The sequence below is a fragment of the Planomicrobium sp. MB-3u-38 genome (assembly GCF_002836425.1).
GTDB classification, from domain to species: domain Bacteria; phylum Bacillota; class Bacilli; order Bacillales_A; family Planococcaceae; genus Planococcus; species Planococcus okeanokoites.
The window spans coordinates 167802-184163 of sequence record NZ_PJBO01000081.1 but is presented as its reverse complement, the minus strand read 5'-3'; the positions used below and the strand labels follow the sequence as shown (position 1 = coordinate 184163).

The 16362-nt window shown below is 47.9% G+C and carries 13 protein-coding genes, 1 other RNA gene and 1 other annotated feature; of the genes, 13 read left to right on the top strand and 1 reads right to left on the bottom strand.

Annotation, left to right across the window (positions count from 1 at the left end; translation table 11 throughout):
- Positions 1-95: 95 nt before the first annotated feature.
- The 3 genes from aspS (at position 96) to CXF70_RS17815 (ending at position 2987) form a co-directional block, all read left to right on the top strand.
- Complete coding sequence (gene aspS, locus CXF70_RS17825; RefSeq protein ID WP_101803747.1) at positions 96-1880, top strand: aspartate--tRNA ligase; 1785 nt, start codon at positions 96-98, stop codon at positions 1878-1880.
- Between the two features lie 45 nt (positions 1881-1925).
- Positions 1926-2109: non-coding RNA, 6S RNA (gene ssrS / locus CXF70_RS17820), on the top strand.
- A gap of 113 nt (positions 2110-2222) precedes the next feature.
- Complete coding sequence (locus tag CXF70_RS17815; RefSeq protein ID WP_084246231.1) at positions 2223-2987, top strand: tRNA threonylcarbamoyladenosine dehydratase; 765 nt, start codon at positions 2223-2225, stop codon at positions 2985-2987.
- A gap of 315 nt (positions 2988-3302) precedes the next feature.
- Here CXF70_RS17815 and CXF70_RS17810 read toward each other — a convergent pair whose 3' ends face one another.
- Positions 3303-4592, bottom strand: a complete 1290-nt coding sequence (locus CXF70_RS17810) for a replication-associated recombination protein A (RefSeq protein ID WP_101803746.1) — start codon at positions 4590-4592, stop codon at positions 3303-3305.
- A gap of 132 nt (positions 4593-4724) precedes the next feature.
- Between CXF70_RS17810 and cymR the strand changes: the two genes are divergently transcribed.
- The 10 genes from cymR to mltG all read left to right on the top strand — a co-directional run bounded on the left by cymR (position 4725) and on the right by mltG (position 16361).
- Complete coding sequence (cymR, locus tag CXF70_RS17805; protein WP_101803745.1) at positions 4725-5141, top strand: cysteine metabolism transcriptional regulator CymR; 417 nt, start codon at positions 4725-4727, stop codon at positions 5139-5141.
- Positions 5142-5154: 13 nt separating this feature from the next.
- Entirely contained in the window at positions 5155-6288 is a 1134-nt protein-coding gene (locus CXF70_RS17800) for a cysteine desulfurase family protein (RefSeq protein WP_101803744.1), read from the top strand.
- A gap of 13 nt (positions 6289-6301) precedes the next feature.
- On the top strand, positions 6302-7420 hold the full coding sequence (gene mnmA / locus CXF70_RS17795) for a tRNA 2-thiouridine(34) synthase MnmA (protein WP_101803743.1): 1119 nt from the start codon (positions 6302-6304) through the stop codon (positions 7418-7420).
- A gap of 14 nt (positions 7421-7434) precedes the next feature.
- Positions 7435-8094, top strand: coding sequence for a tetratricopeptide repeat protein (locus CXF70_RS17790; protein ID WP_199172855.1), 660 nt, complete (start codon positions 7435-7437; stop codon positions 8092-8094).
- A 24-nt stretch (positions 8095-8118) separates the two neighbouring features.
- Entirely contained in the window at positions 8119-10614 is a 2496-nt protein-coding gene (gene recD2 / locus CXF70_RS17785; protein WP_101803741.1) for an SF1B family DNA helicase RecD2, read from the top strand.
- A gap of 53 nt (positions 10615-10667) precedes the next feature.
- Positions 10668-10878, top strand: a binding site (T-box leader).
- Positions 10879-11424: 546 nt separating this feature from the next.
- The gene (alaS, locus tag CXF70_RS17775) at positions 11425-14049 is read left to right on the top strand and encodes an alanine--tRNA ligase (RefSeq protein WP_101803739.1); all 2625 of its coding nucleotides are present in this window, start codon (positions 11425-11427) and stop codon (positions 14047-14049) included.
- A gap of 88 nt (positions 14050-14137) precedes the next feature.
- Positions 14138-14404 (top strand): IreB family regulatory phosphoprotein, encoded by a 267-nt coding sequence (locus tag CXF70_RS17770; RefSeq protein ID WP_071151980.1) that lies wholly within the window; start codon positions 14138-14140, stop codon positions 14402-14404.
- A gap of 3 nt (positions 14405-14407) precedes the next feature.
- Entirely contained in the window at positions 14408-14824 is a 417-nt protein-coding gene (gene ruvX / locus CXF70_RS17765; RefSeq protein WP_101803738.1) for a Holliday junction resolvase RuvX, read from the top strand.
- A gap of 13 nt (positions 14825-14837) precedes the next feature.
- A complete protein-coding gene (locus CXF70_RS17760) occupies positions 14838-15146 on the top strand; it encodes a DUF1292 domain-containing protein (protein ID WP_084246213.1) in 309 nt (102 codons plus the stop codon).
- 90 nt (positions 15147-15236) lie between these two features.
- The gene (gene mltG, locus CXF70_RS17755; RefSeq protein ID WP_101803737.1) at positions 15237-16361 is read left to right on the top strand and encodes an endolytic transglycosylase MltG; all 1125 of its coding nucleotides are present in this window, start codon (positions 15237-15239) and stop codon (positions 16359-16361) included.
- Position 16362 lies beyond the last annotated feature (1 nt).

The window sequence follows — 16362 nt, the reverse complement described above, 5'->3', positions numbered from 1 at the left end:
ACCAGGAAAGCGGAGCTGTTTGCGGAATATCGATTTTTTTAGCTTTATAACTTTATATAGAAGAAAAATGTGAAGAAACAATTGGAGGAATAGTTATGACTAGAACGCATTATTGTGGTGAAGTGAACGAAACTGCTATCGGACAGCGCGTTTCCATTAAAGGCTGGGTGCAGAAAAGACGCGATCTTGGAGGCTTGATATTTGTCGATGTACGCGATCGTTCGGGCATCGTTCAGGCAGTTTTCAACCCTGAAATTTCAAAGGAAACCGTTGAAGTCGGGGAAAAATTGCGCAATGAGTTCGTTGTCCATATCGAAGGATTGGTCGTTGAACGGGCTGACGGACAGATCAATGCAGCATTGAAGACGGGCAAGATCGAGATCCAAGTGGATTCTGCGAGCATCATAAATGCAGCGAAAAACCCGCCGTTCGCAATCGAAGACAATACGGATGTCAGTGAAGACCTCAGATTGAAATACCGTTATTTGGACCTTCGCCGCCCTGAAATGTTCGAGACGTTCAAAATGCGTTCAGATGTGACCAAATCAATCCGCCGTTTCCTGGATGAAGAAGGGTTTTTGGAAGTTGAAACGCCGATCCTGACAAAATCGACTCCCGAAGGCGCCCGTGACTATCTCGTTCCAAGCCGTGTGCACGATGGTGAATTCTACGCATTGCCACAGTCACCGCAATTGTTCAAGCAGATGCTGATGGTATCCGGATTCGATAAATATTTCCAGATTGCCCGCTGCTTCAGGGATGAAGATCTGCGTGCTGACCGCCAGCCAGAATTCACACAAATCGATATGGAAATGAGTTTCCAGACGATGGAAGAGATTCTGGAAATGAACGAGCGTTTGATGGTGCAGATGATGAAAGAAGTCAAAGGCATCGACATCGAGCCGAAATTCGAACGTATGGAATATACTGAAGCGATGGAACGTTTTGGTTCAGATAAACCGGATGTCCGCTTCGGAATGGAATTAATCGACGTTTCTGAGTTGGTAAAAGACTCTTCATTCAAAGTTTTCGCAGGTGCAGTCGAGAATGGCGGCCAAGTAAAATTGATCAACGTCAAAGGCCAGGCAGCCAACTATTCCCGCAAAGATATTGATGCACTCGGTGAATTTGCCGGCCGTTACGGAGCAAAAGGTCTGGCATGGATGAAAGTTGAAGAAGACGGCGTTAAAGGGCCGATCGCGAAATTCTTCGAAGGCGACGCAGCTCAAGGATTGATGGAAGCAGCCGGCGCTGAGGCAGGAGACCTTCTTTTATTCGTAGCTGATAAAAAAGCTGTGGTAGCTGACGCACTTGGCGCTCTGCGAATGAAATTCGGCAAAGAACTCGGGCTTATCGATGAGTCGGTCTATAAATTCCTATGGATCACTGACTGGCCATTATTCGAGTATGACGAAAAAGAAGGGCGCTATTATGCAGCGCATCATCCGTTCACTATGCCATATGAAGAAGATATCGATAAATTATCCACTGAGCCGCAAAATGTCCGTGCCCAAGCATATGACCTTGTATTGAACGGCTTTGAGCTTGGAGGAGGTTCGGCACGTATTTACCGCCGCGACATTCAGGAGAAAATGTTTGAAGTGCTTGGCTTCTCTGAAGAGGAAGCGCGCGCTCAATTCGGATTCCTGATGGAAGCATTTGAGTATGGAACGCCTCCACATGGCGGGATTGCCTTTGGTTTGGACCGTTTGGTGATGCTGCTTGCAGGCCGTACGAACCTTCGCGACACCATTGCATTTCCGAAGACAGCCAGCGCAAGCGATCTGTTGACGAATGCGCCAAGCCCGGTTTCAAAAGATCAACTTGAAGAATTAAGCCTATTACTGAATGTTCAGAATAATTCAAAAGGGCTAGAGTAAAACGGTTGTAGAAATTTGCAGCGTGTGCTAATATAACCTTAGTAGAGAATCCTGATGTGTTCGTTACAGGCAATTCAGTTTTGACCCAACATTTTGTCGTCGGGAGACCGAATTTCAACGTGGCTAACATGCCTTAACCGGAAGTTATAAGCGGTGAAGAGGTCACCCACCTGCTAGAAGCGGGTTCAAAAACGATATGCAAGTCAAGGACGGCACGATCGGGATTCTCACTTAAAAATGTTATTCATCCCTTCAGCAATTTGCTGGAGGGTTTTTATTTGTGTATAATTCCTACTAGGTTAATTCCAACTAAGTCCATCAACATTGAAAGGCAGGAAAACTATGTTACATCAATTTTCACGAAACGAACTGGCAGTCGGCAAAGAAGGGATCGAAATGCTGAAGAATTCGACTGTAGCAATTCTAGGAGTCGGCGGAGTCGGTTCATTCGCAGCTGAAGCCTGTGCAAGAAGCGGTGTTGGCCGTATCATCCTGGTCGATAAGGACAACGTCGACATCACCAATGTAAATCGGCAATTGGTCGCCAACCTTTCTACAGTGGGTCAATCGAAGAGTGGCGTCATGAAGAATCGCATTGCTGACATCAACGAAGACTGCGAAGTCATCGATCTGCATATGTTCTATACAGAAGATACATATGAAGAATTTTTCAGCTATAACCCGGATTATGTCATCGATGCTTCGGATACGATGATCTATAAAGTACATCTGATGCAGGAATGCTATAAACGAGGCGTTAAAATCATTTCAAGTATGGGTGCTGCCAATAAAACCGATCCAACCCGCTTCAAGATTGCGGATATCTCGAAAACGCATACCGACCCATTGGCGAAAATCATACGCAAGAAATTGCGTGAAGCAGGCATCCGTAAAGGGATTCCGGTGGTATTCTCGGATGAAAGTCCGATAATTGTGCGGGAGGATATCGTAGGAAGTGTAGGCAAACCGGAAGCGGCTATCCGCAAAGCCAAGATGCCGCCTTCATCGAACGCATTCACGCCATCCACTGTCGGCTTGATTTGCGCGAGCTGGGTTGTGAACGACATTACTTCATCGATTCCAATCAACCGTGTAAGAAATAATTAAGATGAACCGGCTCATTTCGGACGAGCCGGTTTTTTTATGGACATTTAAGGTTGATAGAATTAAATAAAACGCTAAACGCGCATAAGTCTTCAGGAACGCGCATATAATTTTTTAATCGTGCGTAAAAAATTCTAACCGCGCGCAAAAAAAAATTAACCGCGCATAACCAAGTAAAACCGGTTCTCGAAAAGCTATTCAGCTGGAAACTTCCTTCAAAAACGCAATGTAATTAACAAAATGAAAGACAATCCCCACAAAAATACGAAATTCCAAATAAAGAGGCCACTCCCGAAGGAATGGCCATACAAAATCCTCTTATTTTTTATTCTTTCGGAACGATTTCAATTTTTCATAAATTCCGGCAAATTTTTTCTCCTCGCCGGCGATGACCGGTTTATAGAATTCCGTTTTCTGCACTTCTTTCGGCAGGTAATCCTGATCGGCCCAGCCGCCGAACGAGCCGATCGGGGTGTCATGCGGATAGATATAGCCGCCGTGGCCGAGTTCGGCACTTCCAGCGTAATGAGTATCACGGAGATGCGTCGGAATATCGCCGGTCAATCCTTTATTGATTGCGGCTGTGGCTGCGTCGATTGCTTTATAAGCGGAATTGGATTTTTCCGACAGGCACATTTCCGCAACAGCCTGTGCCAGCGGGATGCGCGCTTCCGGCAATCCCAAGCGGTCAGCTGCCTGGCAGGCGGCAAGCACATGCGGCCCGACAGAAGGATTCGCGAGTCCGATATCTTCATAGGCCATGACCAGCAAACGACGGGTGACAGCGGTCAAATCGCCGTTTTCCAGAAGATGTGCCAGATAATACATGGCTGCGTTGATATCACTGCCACGAACGGATTTCTGAAGAGCCGACAGGAGATTGAAGAAATGCGAGCCTTTTTTATCCCCAAATACTCCGACACGCTTGATCATCTGTTCGATCATCTGATCCTCGACGATATATTTCCCGTCAACTTCATCGGACGCGATGACAATCGACTCGAGCATAGTCAACGCTTTGCGGGCATCACCATTGGTTCCTTCGGCAATGCGTTCGACCTGCGCCGGAGAAATCTCAATTTCTTCACGTCCGAGTCCCCGTTTCGGATCCTTCAGTGCCGTATCAAGCAAATGGACGATGTCTTCATGGGTCAGCCGCTTCAATTGCTTTATTTCGCCGCAGCGTGAACGGATTGCCGGATTGACGTCGTGAAACGGGTTTTCCGTCGTGGCGCCGATCAGGACGATCGAGCCGCTTTCCACATGCGGCAATAAGGCATCCTGCTGGAGTTTATTGAATCGATGGATTTCATCAAGGAATAGGAGGACTTTGCCGGTAACACGGGCTTCACGGACAACGTCTTCGACATCTTTCTTGCCGGAGGTTGTGGCGTTCAACGCGATGAACGGCAGATTCGAAGTGCCTGCGATGGCATGTGCGATCGACGTCTTGCCGATTCCCGGTTCGCCGTACAGCAGCATGGACGGCACGTGGCCGTTCTGGATCATTTTGTATAGAGCCGTATGCGGTCCGATGACATCCTGCTGTCCCACCACTTCGTCGATGGTGCGCGGCCGCATGCGAAAAGCCAATGGTTCGTTCTGCAATGAAAAAACTCCTTCCGTACATCTGTTCCATTAGTATATCGCGACAGCTTTCAAAAGTCATTGCAAGTCCATATGCGTGATTTATGCTATACTATTTTGAAGAATAATGGAATCTGACTCAGAGGTGTATTTATGAAAATTTCAACAAAAGGCCGCTACGGCTTGACGATAATCATCGCACTTGGCAAAGAATATGGCGAAGGGCCGCTGCCGCTGCGTAAAATTGCGGCTGAGCACGATTTGTCCGAAGCCTATTTGGAGCAATTGGTTGCACCGCTCCGCAATGCCGGCTTGGTGAAAAGTGTGAGAGGAGCCTACGGCGGATACATGCTGTCGCGCCATCCGAAAGAAATATCAGCTGGAGACGTCATCCGTGTTCTGGAAGGACCGATACAGCCCGTCGAAGGAATCGAAGACGAGGCCCAGCCGCAGCGTGAACTATGGATCCGCATCCGGGATGCCGTCAAAAATGTCCTGGATACCACAACTATCGAAGACCTGGCTAACCAGCAGGAATCAACAACAGAAAATTATATGTTTTATATATAGAGGAGTTTAAACGATGAATCGAATTTATCTTGACCATGCGGCCACTTCTCCGATGCATCCGGAAGTGGTCGAATTATTTTCAAACAGACTGGCGGAAGTATACGGCAACCCTTCAAGCATTCACGGCACTGGCCGTGAAGCGAGAAAGATACTGGACGAAGCCCGCAATGTCCTTGCGAAAAGCATAGGTGCGGACGATCCGGAAATCATTTTTACCAGCGGGGGAACAGAAGCGGATAATTTGGCGATCTTCGGCACCGCGTTAAAAAATGAAGGCAAACATATCATCACTTCGCAGATTGAACACCATGCTGTACTCCATGCCTGCCAGAAACTTGAACGGGATGGCTATGAAGTGACGTATCTGCCGGTGGACAGCAATGGGCTAGTAAAAGCAGATGACGTGAAAAAAGCGCTCCGGGACGATACAATTCTTGTGACGGTGATGCTTGGCAACAACGAAGTCGGAAGCATGCAGCCGATTGCGGAAATCGGTGCATTGCTGGAAGGCACGGAGACAGTGTTCCATACGGATGCTGTCCAGGCATATGGCGTTCTGCCGATAGATGTCGATAGACTGAAAGTGGATTTATTGTCCGTTTCGGCCCATAAGCTGAACGGACCCAAAGGCGTTGGTTTCCTTTATCAGCGCAAAGGCACGAGCCTGGCGCAGCTGAGTTACGGCGGCGAACAGGAACGCAAGCGCCGCGCAGGAACTGAAAATGTTCCGGCAATCAGCGCTTTTGCAAAAGCTGTTTCCATTTCTATGGAATCAAGAGAAGAAAAAGCAGCGCAGTACGAGCAATACAAAGATGAATTTAAAAAAGCACTCGATAATGCGGGTGTTGCATATAAAGAGAACGGCAGTCAGCAAATGCCGCATATCCTCAATTTGAGCATCGAAGGAATCGAAATCGAATCCTTTCTTGTAAACTTGGATCTGTCGGGTATTTCCGCATCAAGCGGTTCTGCCTGCACGGCCGGTTCGATCGATCCGTCACATGTTCTCGTGGCGATGTATGGTGAAGAAGCGGAAGAGATCCGCAATTCCATCCGCTTCAGTTTCGGTTACGGACTGACCATTGAACAGGTCCGGCAAGCGGCTGAAAAAACAGCCCAAATCAGCAAGCGCTTGGCGCTAAAGTGAAAAGGTGATTGAAATGACAGAAAAAGCACCGCAAGATACGCGGGTTGTTGTCGGCATGTCCGGAGGGGTGGACTCTTCGGTTGCCGCTTATTTATTGAAGGAACAAGGGTACGACGTCATAGGCATCTTCATGAAAAACTGGGATGATACGGACGAAAACGGCGTCTGCACAGCGACAGAAGATTATGAAGACGTTATTCGCGTGTGCAACCAGATCGGCATTCCGTATTATGCCGTCAACTTTGAAAAACAATACTGGGATAAGGTTTTCACGTACTTCCTGGATGAATACAAAGCAGGACGCACGCCGAACCCGGACGTCATGTGCAATAAAGAAATCAAATTCAAGGCGTTTTTGGAGCATGCTCTGAGCCTTGGAGCCGATTATTTGGCGACCGGCCATTACGCGCAGGTGGAACACGCTGCGAATGGTGAAACAAAAATGCTGCGCGGCAAGGATAATAATAAAGACCAGACTTATTTCCTTAACCAATTGGATCAGGAGCAATTATCAAAAGTGATGTTCCCGATCGGCCATATGGAAAAGAAAAAAGTGCGTGAAATCGCATTGGAAGCGGGTCTTGCAACTGCAACGAAAAAAGATTCAACAGGCATCTGCTTTATTGGCGAACGTAATTTTAAAGAATTCCTTGGCCAATATCTGCCTGCACAGCCAGGTTCAATGGAAACACTTGAAGGCGTCAAAATGGGCAGCCATGACGGTTTGATGTATTACACAATCGGTCAGCGCCAGGGACTTGGCATCGGTGGAGCTGGGGATCCGTGGTTCGTCATCGGCAAGGATCTTGACCGCAACATTCTTTACGTCGGACAGAATTTCCATCATGATGCTTTGTATTCCGACAGCTTGAGCGCGGTGAATCTGAGCTTCACATCTGACACGGTGCCTGCGGACAACTTCCATTGCACGGCTAAATTCCGCTACCGCCAGGAAGATACAGGCGTAATAGTCCAATTGAAAGACGGCGAAGCGATCGTGACTTTTGATGAGCCGGTCCGTGCAATCACTCCGGGACAAGCAGTCGTCTTCTATGACGGCGATGTATGCCTGGGCGGCGGAACAATTGATAAAGTGTTTAAAAAAGGCGCACGCCTTGACTATGTAGGCTAATGGGAGAGAGACATATGAATTACAATGAAATCGGCATACAGGCCATCCAGGATGGCAAAACCGAGGAAGCGGTGCAGGCATTCACGAAAGCCATTGAAGAAGAACCGGAAAATCCGCTTGGTTATATCAATTTCGGTCATGTACTGACTTCGATGGAAGAAACTGAGCGTGCCGAACGCTTTTTCCAAAAAGCGATCACACTCGATGAAACATCGGCAACCGCTTATTACGGATTGGCTAATCTGTATTTCAATGCTGAACGCTATGATGAAGCATTGAAGCTGTATGAAAAAGCGGTGCAGTATCAATTGGAAGGCGCGGATGCGCATTTCATGATCGGCAAATGCCTGGAGCGGCTGGGCCAGACAAAATTGGCACTGCCTTATCTGCAGCGTGCAGTGGAACTGGATGAAAACGATGTGGCGGCACGGATGAGCTACGGCGTGACGCTGGCATCAATGGAATTATTCGAATTGGCGGAGCCGCAGTTCATAAAAGTGCTGGAACTGCAGCCTGACCATTCGGATGCCCATTATAATCTGGGTGTTTTATATGCCGTTTCAACCAACCGCACAGAAGATGCCATGCACCATCTCGAGCAGGCATTCACGCTGGACGAAGAAAATGAAATGGCGCGCTACGCGTATGATATGATTAAAACAAATCTTCAATAGGAATTTGAAAGGGGAACGATCGGCATGACAGGACAAATTGATTTATTTCAGGAAGAAACGCAATTTGTGCTTGGTCGGCCGGTCGTTTCAATTTTTCATAACCCCCAGAATCTTTTCACCATCGCAAAAGTGAAAATCCATCAGACCAACACCTCTTATGCAGAAAAAGAAATCATCGTGTCAGGATATTTCCCTGAACTTTCCATGGAAGAAGAATACCGTTTTACAGGAGCGGTGAAAAATCACCCTCGTTACGGCATCCAGTTCCAAGTGGAGACATTCACGAAAGAAGTGCCCGAGACCGAGCAAGGCATCGTCCATTATCTGTCGAGTGATATGTTCAACGGCATCGGCCGGAAGACAGCGGAAACGATCGTCAAAAAATTAGGCAAAGATGCCATCAAAAAAATTCTGGAAGATCCGGAAGCACTGGATGTTGTCCCGCGTTTGTCAGATGAGAAAAAGGACACCATCCGCTCGACGCTCCAGATGAACCTAGGGCTGGAGCGGGTCATGATCCAGCTGAATGACTGGGGATTCGGTCCGCAGGTCGGCATGCGCATTTTCCAGGCCTACCGCGAAGAAACGATCGACATCCTGACGAAAAATCCGTTCCGCCTGATCGAGGAAATTGAAGGGATCGGTTTTCAGCGGGCTGATGAACTCGGCGCGAAGCTGGGCTTGACCGGCAGCCACCCCGACCGCATCAAAGCGTCGATCCTGCATTTATTGAATCAGGCCTCCCTGTCAGAAGGTCATGTCTATATCGATGCCAAAACCCTTATCCCGCAGGTTAAGGAAATGCTTGAAGCGAGGCAGCGTGAAGAAATTTCGATTGAAGCGATTTCCCAAGCGGCCATCGAGTTGAACGAAGAAAGCAAAGTCGCGGGGGAAGAAACGCGCCTTTATTTGCCGTCTCTCTATTATTCTGAAGTGGGCATTGCGACTAAACTCGAAACCTTGCTCGCTTCGCAGGAAAACCGTGACGGCTTCCCATCGTCTGAAGTGCGCAAAGCGCTCGGTGAAGCGGAAGAACGGCTTGGCGTCAATTACGCGGAAACGCAGGTCCAGGCAATCGAATCGAGCCTGAATTCCTCGGTCATGATTTTAACAGGCGGACCCGGAACCGGGAAGACGACAGTAGTTCGTGGACTCGTGGAAGTTTACGCCGAACTTCATGGCTTGTCGTTGGACCCTAAAGACTATGCCAAGAAAAAAGAACCTTTTCCGATTATCCTTGCGGCGCCGACTGGCCGTGCAGCAAAACGCCTGAGTGAATCGACGGAACTTCCGGCGATGACGATCCACCGTTTGCTGGGCTTTAACGGCCAGGAAAAAGAAGAAGAGACAGAAAAAGAAATCGAAGGCAAATTGATCATCATCGATGAGATGTCGATGGTCGATACGTGGCTTGCACATCAATTGCTGAAGGCCGTACCTGATGATGCGCAGATCATTTTCGTCGGTGACCAGGATCAGCTGCCGCCGGTGGGACCGGGCCAGGTGCTGCGTGACCTTCTCGATTCGAAACGGATTCCGACAGTTGAATTGACCCATATTTATAGGCAGACATCCGGTTCTTCCATAATTGAACTGGCCCATCAGATGAAAAACGGACAGCTGCCGGCGGATATCACCGCTAAGACTTCTGACCGTTCATTCATCAAAGCCGGTGCCGAACAAATACCGGAAGTTGTCGAAAAAGTGGTGAAAAGCGCGCTTGCAAAAGGCCATCACATCAAAGATATCCAGGTTCTTGCCCCGATGTACAAAGGACCTGCCGGCATAGACGCATTGAACAAAATGATCCAGCAGATGGTCAATCCGAATACGGACGGCAAACGGAAAGAACTTGTTTTCGGTGACATTACCTACCGCGTAAAAGATAAAGTGCTGCAGCTTGTCAATCAGCCGGAGAGCAATGTCTTCAACGGTGACATGGGTGAAGTGGTCGCCATCATGAAAGCGAGCGAAACGGTCGAAAAGCAGGACGTCCTGGTCGTGTCGTTCGACGGCATTGAAGTCACCTATCAGCGCAGCGATTTGAATCAGCTGACATTGGCCTACTGCTGTTCGATCCATAAATCGCAGGGCTCCGAGTTTCCGACCGTCATCATGCCGGTGGTGCGCGGCTATATGAAAATGCTGCGCCGCAATCTGCTTTACACCGGCATCACCCGCAGCAAGGATTTCCTGATTCTCTGCGGCGACCCCGGCGTCTTCCGCTACGGAGTCGAACGCACGGACGATACGAAGCGCATGACCACTTTAAAAGACCGGCTGTCGCTGTCAGACCCTGAAGCGGATGACAATAAAACCGTAAGTGAGCCGGCGCAGCAGAAAGCTGTTGCTGCTAACTCGGCTGCATCTTCACAAACGGCTGTACAATCTGAATCTGCGCAACAAACTGCTGTCGCAGAAGCGGATGGACCAGTTTCTCTGACAAATGACAATGTGCACGCAATTCATCCATTGATTGGCATGAAAGGCATCACACCGCGTGATTTTATCGAATCCTGACGGCTGTTGTTGACAGGACCAAATAACTTTTCTATAATTCAAGCTATACAATATTCAAAACGTTGATGGAGAAAGTATAAAATAGCAAGCGTCCAGAAATAGATCCCCCGGCTGAAAGGATCTTCGCGATGATATTTTAGAAAGCTACTCCTGAGTGCAGCTAATCCCTGCCGTAAAGCCGCGTTAAGGCACCAATGAGAGACACGGAAGAACATTTCCGTGTAATTAGGGTGGTACCGCGAATCAATAGCCTTCGTCCCTTGCGTTTACGCAAGGGATGGAGGCTATTTTTATATCCATCTGAAATATTTTTGAAATTTTTATAAGCAGATGAATTCGCTCCTGGTGGACGCTTTCCGCGGGGAGCGGCCTGAGCCTCCTCGATCGCTTCGAAAACCGATGCTCCTGCAGCGTTACACGCTTCGTCGCAAAGGTTCGACCGAATGCAGTTCGGTCAAACCTTCTCTGCGGGGTCTCAGGACACGCTCTATTTCCCGCAGGAAGCGATTGGTGCTTGCACAAATCGTTTGCGACGAAGCAGCGCAGCGATGCAGGAGCATATCTTTGCACTTCGCCACCTTCCGCTTCTTCATCTTAAGAGTTACACCCAGATATGGAGCAAAACAGCGAAGACTCCCAGGGGATTAGAAACAGAGTTGGCTTTCCAACTCTGTTTCGAGCGAAGTGCTGAGATCCACTCGGGCGAAGGGGACCGAGTCCGAGTTAGCTCAGTGCGAGCCCCCAGGAAAGCGAAGCTGGTTTGCGTAATATCAATTATTAAAATTATCTAAGTAATAAGGAGGAAAACAAATGAAGAATTTAAAAGCAGAAGAAATCAGACAGCTGTATTTGGACTTTTTCAAAGAAAAAGGACATGATCAGGAGCCGAGCGCACCGCTCGTGCCATTCGAAGACCCGTCATTGCTATGGATCAACAGCGGTGTCGCAACACTTAAGAAATATTTCGACGGACGTGTCATCCCGAAAAATCCGCGGATCGTCAATGCGCAGAAATCCATCCGCACGAACGATATTGAAAACGTGGGTGTGACAGCACGCCACCATACATTCTTTGAAATGCTAGGCAACTTCTCGATCGGTGAATACTTCAAAAAAGAAGCGATCCACTGGGCTTGGGAATTCCTGACGGATCCGAAATGGATCGGCTTTGACCCGGAATTGCTGTCGGTGACAGTGCATCCTGAAGACGAAGAAGCTTACGGTATCTGGCTCAATGAAGTTGGTGTACCCGCTGAACGCATTATTCGTTTGGAAGGGAATTTCTGGGACATCGGAGAAGGCCCAAGCGGACCGAACTCGGAAATCTTCTATGACCGCGGTGAAAGCTACGGCAATGACTTGAACGATCCGGAATTATACCCAGGCGGCGAAAATGACCGCTATCTTGAAATCTGGAACCTGGTGTTCTCCCAGTTCAACCATAACGCTGACCACACCTATACACCGCTGCCGAAACAGAACATCGATACCGGAATGGGCCTTGAGCGCATGGCGTGTGTCGTCCAGGATGTGCCGACGAATTTCGATACAGACCTGTTCATGCCGATCATCAGAAAAACGGAAGAGATTTCCGGCAAGCAATATGGGGAGGACAAAGACAGCGATCTGGCATTCAAAGTCATCGCTGACCATGTCCGCACTGTCGCTTTCGCAATTGGTGATGGCGCGCTGCCGTCCAATGAAGGCCGCGGTTATGTGCTTCGCAGACTCCTGCGCCGCGCCGTCCGTTACGCTAAAAAATTGGGCATCGAAAAACCGTTCATGTTCCAGCTGGTTCCGATTGTCGGCGATATCATGAAAGCCTTCTATCCGGAAGTGAACGAAAAAGAAGACTTTATTGTACGCGTCATGAAACTTGAAGAAGAGCGTTTCCATGAAACGCTGAATGAGGGACTGGCTATCTTGTCCAATGTTACGGATAAGCAAAAAGCTGCGGGAAGCAATGAAATTCCTGGTGAAGAGGCCTTCCGTCTTTATGATACGTATGGTTTCCCGATTGAACTGACAGAAGAATACGCTGAAGAGGCTGGAATGACAATCGACCATCCTGGCTTTGAACAGGCAATGATGGCACAGCGTGAACGTGCAAGAAGCGCTCGCCAGAACGTCAATTCAATGCAGACGCAATCAGAAGTTCTCGGCAATATCAAAGAACCGAGTGAATTTATCGGTTATACGGATACAGTCGCAGAAGCGAATGTATTGTTCATCATCAAAGACGGAGAACTTGTCGAACATGCACAAGAAGGTGAAGAAGTGCAGGTAATTCTTGACCGCACGCCTTTCTATGCGGAGAGCGGCGGACAGATTGCCGATCACGGAATCTTGCGCAACGACCTGGTTCAGGCGTTTGTTCTCGATGTCAAAAAAGCACCGAATGGCCAGAACATCCATTCCATCCGAATCGATTCGGGGGAATTGACGAAGTCAGCAGTCGAAGCGAAAGTGGATATTGAAGAGCGCAGCCACACAGTGAAGAACCATACAGCTACACACCTGCTGCACCAGGCATTGAAAGATGTGCTCGGCAGCCATGTCAACCAGGCCGGTTCATATGTCGGACCGGACCGTCTGCGTTTCGACTTCTCGCATTTCGGCCAGGTGACTGCGGAAGAACTGGAACAGATCGAGAAGATTGTAAACAATAAAATCTGGGACAGCATTGCAGTTGCAACCGGTTACCATAATTTACAGGAAGCGAAAGACATGGGAGCAATGGCATTGTTCGGAGAGAAATACGGTGATGTTGTGCGCGTTGTCGAAATCGGCGGCTACTCATTAGAGCTTTGCGGCGGCGTACATGTAGGCAATACAGCTGAAATAGGCTTGTTCAAACTTGTATCGGAAAGCGGCATCGGTGCAGGCATCCGACGCATTGAGGCATTGACTGGGAAAGGTGCTTACGAAAATCTGAAAAACACTGAGCGGACTCTTGAAGAAGCGGCATCGTTGTTGAAAGCGAATCCGAAAGATCTCGTTCAAAAGGTGCAGACGTTCATGGCGGATCAAAAAGCGCTTCAGCGTGAAAATGAATCGTTGATGGCGAAAATTTCAAATGCACAATCGGCAGGCATCCTGGATGCTGTGAAGACAGTGGGAGATGTTCAAGTGCTGTCTGCGCGTGTCGAGGCGAAAGACAATAACCAATTGCGCCAGATGTTGGATGATCTGAAACAAAAGCTTGAAAATGCGGTGATCGTGTTAGGCGCAGTCGACGGCGAAAAAGTCATGCTTGCTGCAGGTGTTACAAAAGAATTGGCTGGCGAGAACTATCATGCGGGCCAAATCGTCAAACATGTAGCAGAGCTATGCGGCGGAAAAGGCGGCGGCCGTCCGGACATGGCGATGGCAGGGGCAAAAGAACCTGGAAAACTGGATGAGGCTCTTGAGTCTGTTTACGACTTAGTCAAATAGGTTTAATAAAAGACTTTTATCGTATATAATGGAAATCAGGCAGCGGAAAAGGTTTTTCCTATCTAAATCCGAAAGCGAGGTGCTTGTCGTGAGTTCATTCGATCGCACTATGAAGTTTGATTCGTCTGATGAATCGATGGAGCAAGATGTAAAACGAGTGATGCTGGAAGTTCATGCATCATTAGAAGAAAAAGGCTATAACCCGATTAATCAGATTGTCGGCTATCTCTTATCCGGGGACCCGGCTTATATTCCTCGCCATCAGGATGCAAGGAACAAAATTCGCAAACTCGAGCGGGATGAAATCCTTGAAGAACTTGTGAAGTTTTATATCAAAAAGAATAATGAGGAATAAATTATGAGAATAATGGGGCTGGATTTAGGTTCTAAAACAGTCGGCGTCGCAATCAGCGACGCATTCGGCTGGACGGCACAGGGGATCGAGACCGTAAAAATCAATGAAGCGATTGAAGAATATGGGTTTGACCGCCTGGGTGAACTGATCAGCCAATATGAAGTTTCTGAAATTGTTGTGGGATACCCGAAAAACATGAACAACTCTATCGGCCCTCGTGCAGAGGCATCCGAAAAGTTTGCAGCATTGCTCAAAGAAGCGTATGCTATACCAGTGGTTTTATGGGATGAACGTCTCACAACATCGGCAGCCGAGAAAATGCTGATCTCTGCCGATGTCAGCCGAAAGAACCGTAAGAAAGTGATCGACAAGATGGCTGCAGTAATGATTTTGCAAGGCTATCTTGATTTTAAAAAATGATGAGGTGACGACAATGGAACACGGACAAGAACATATCACAGTCGTTGATGAAAACGGCAACGAGCAGCTATTCGAAATTTTGTTTACATTTGACTCAGAAGAATTCGGAAAATCATACGTTTTGTATTTCCCGGTTGGCGCTGAAGAAGATGAAGAAGGCGAAATCGAAATCCAGGCATCATCTTTCACTGAAAACACTGATGTTGATGGAAAAGTGGCAGGCGGCGATCTTTTGCCGGTTGAAACTGATGAAGAATGGGACATGATCGAAGAAATGCTCAATACTTTCCTTGCTGAAGAAGAGGAAAACGAAGAGCTTTAAAAAGTAAGGCGGAATTGAGTTTCAATTCCGCCTTTTTCTTTTTGTCTGCTTTCTTGTATAATAGTAAAGAATAGTTAAGGGGGGGAACCCGTGGAAAAGAAATCGAAGATCGATATCATGTTTGACCGCATGAAAGAAAAGAAGAAAGAAGTTAGAATTGTGCGGCGCATCGTTTTTATCATCACGCTGGTTTTATTGATCGTGGTGGCAGTTGCAGGTTACCGGGGTTACACTTATGTGACTTCCGCTTTGGAGCCGGTGGATCCGGATTCCGAGGAAGTTATCGAAATAGAGGTTCCAATTGGTTCCAATCTGGACAGCATCTCTGAGTTGCTGGAGGAAAATGGAATAATCGAAGACGCCCGGATCTATAAATATTATGTGAAATTCAACAATGAATCAGAATTCCAGGCTGGAACCTATGGCTTATTGCCTTCCATGACACTGGATGAAATAACGCAAAGTTTGAAAACGGGTAAAGTATACCGCGAGCCTTTATTTACGATCAATTTTCCTGAGGGCTTGACACTCGAGCAGATTGCAGAGAATGTCATAGCTGAAAAAACCGATCACTCGGCGGAAGATTTTATGGCTAAAGTTACTGATGAGGCATACATTGAAGAATTGATGGCAAGCTATCCGGATCTTTTAACGGAAGAGATCAAAGGCGAAAATGTCAGATATGCACTCGAAGGCTATCTATTCCCTGCAACTTATCCTTTCTATGAAGAAGATCCTTCACTGGAATTGATAATTGAACAGATGCTGAATGCCACACAAGCTAATATTGCGCCATATACAGCTATTCTGGAAGAGCGCGGAGAATCGCCGCATTGGCTGCTGACGTTCGCTTCGCTGCTTGAAGAAGAAGCTACGGCGCAGGCTGACCGAGCTGCAATCGCTTCTGTCTTCTATAACAGGATGGAGCAGGATATGCCGCTTCAAACGGACCCGACTGTCATTTATGCAATGGGCGAGCACCGTGAGCGTTTGTTCAACGAAGATTATCAGTTTGAGCATCCGTACAGCACCTATATCAATAAAGGTTTGCCGCCTGGCCCAATCGCCAGTGCCGGAGCTTCGTCCATAGAAGCCGTGCTTGACCCGGCAGATACGGAGTACCTGTATTTCCTGGCCGACTCAGAAGGCACCAACCACTTCTCTGTCACCTACGAAGAACATCTTCAAAAGCGTGACGAGTATATAGGCAATTAAA

What these genes read in the sequence shown, in the direction of transcription:
- aspS (WP_101803747.1), top strand. Translation starts at nt 96, where the DNA reads ATGACTAGAACGCATTATTGTGGTGAAGTGAACGAAACTGCTATCGGA.
- CXF70_RS17815 (WP_084246231.1), top strand. Translation starts at nt 2,223, where the DNA reads ATGTTACATCAATTTTCACGAAACGAACTGGCAGTCGGCAAAGAAGGG.
- cymR (WP_101803745.1), top strand. Translation starts at nt 4,725, where the DNA reads ATGAAAATTTCAACAAAAGGCCGCTACGGCTTGACGATAATCATCGCA.
- CXF70_RS17800 (WP_101803744.1), top strand. Translation starts at nt 5,155, where the DNA reads ATGAATCGAATTTATCTTGACCATGCGGCCACTTCTCCGATGCATCCG.
- mnmA (WP_101803743.1), top strand. Translation starts at nt 6,302, where the DNA reads ATGACAGAAAAAGCACCGCAAGATACGCGGGTTGTTGTCGGCATGTCC.
- CXF70_RS17790 (WP_199172855.1), top strand. Translation starts at nt 7,435, where the DNA reads ATGAATTACAATGAAATCGGCATACAGGCCATCCAGGATGGCAAAACC.
- recD2 (WP_101803741.1), top strand. Translation starts at nt 8,119, where the DNA reads ATGACAGGACAAATTGATTTATTTCAGGAAGAAACGCAATTTGTGCTT.
- alaS (WP_101803739.1), top strand. Translation starts at nt 11,425, where the DNA reads ATGAAGAATTTAAAAGCAGAAGAAATCAGACAGCTGTATTTGGACTTT.
- ruvX (WP_101803738.1), top strand. Translation starts at nt 14,408, where the DNA reads ATGAGAATAATGGGGCTGGATTTAGGTTCTAAAACAGTCGGCGTCGCA.
- CXF70_RS17760 (WP_084246213.1), top strand. Translation starts at nt 14,838, where the DNA reads ATGGAACACGGACAAGAACATATCACAGTCGTTGATGAAAACGGCAAC.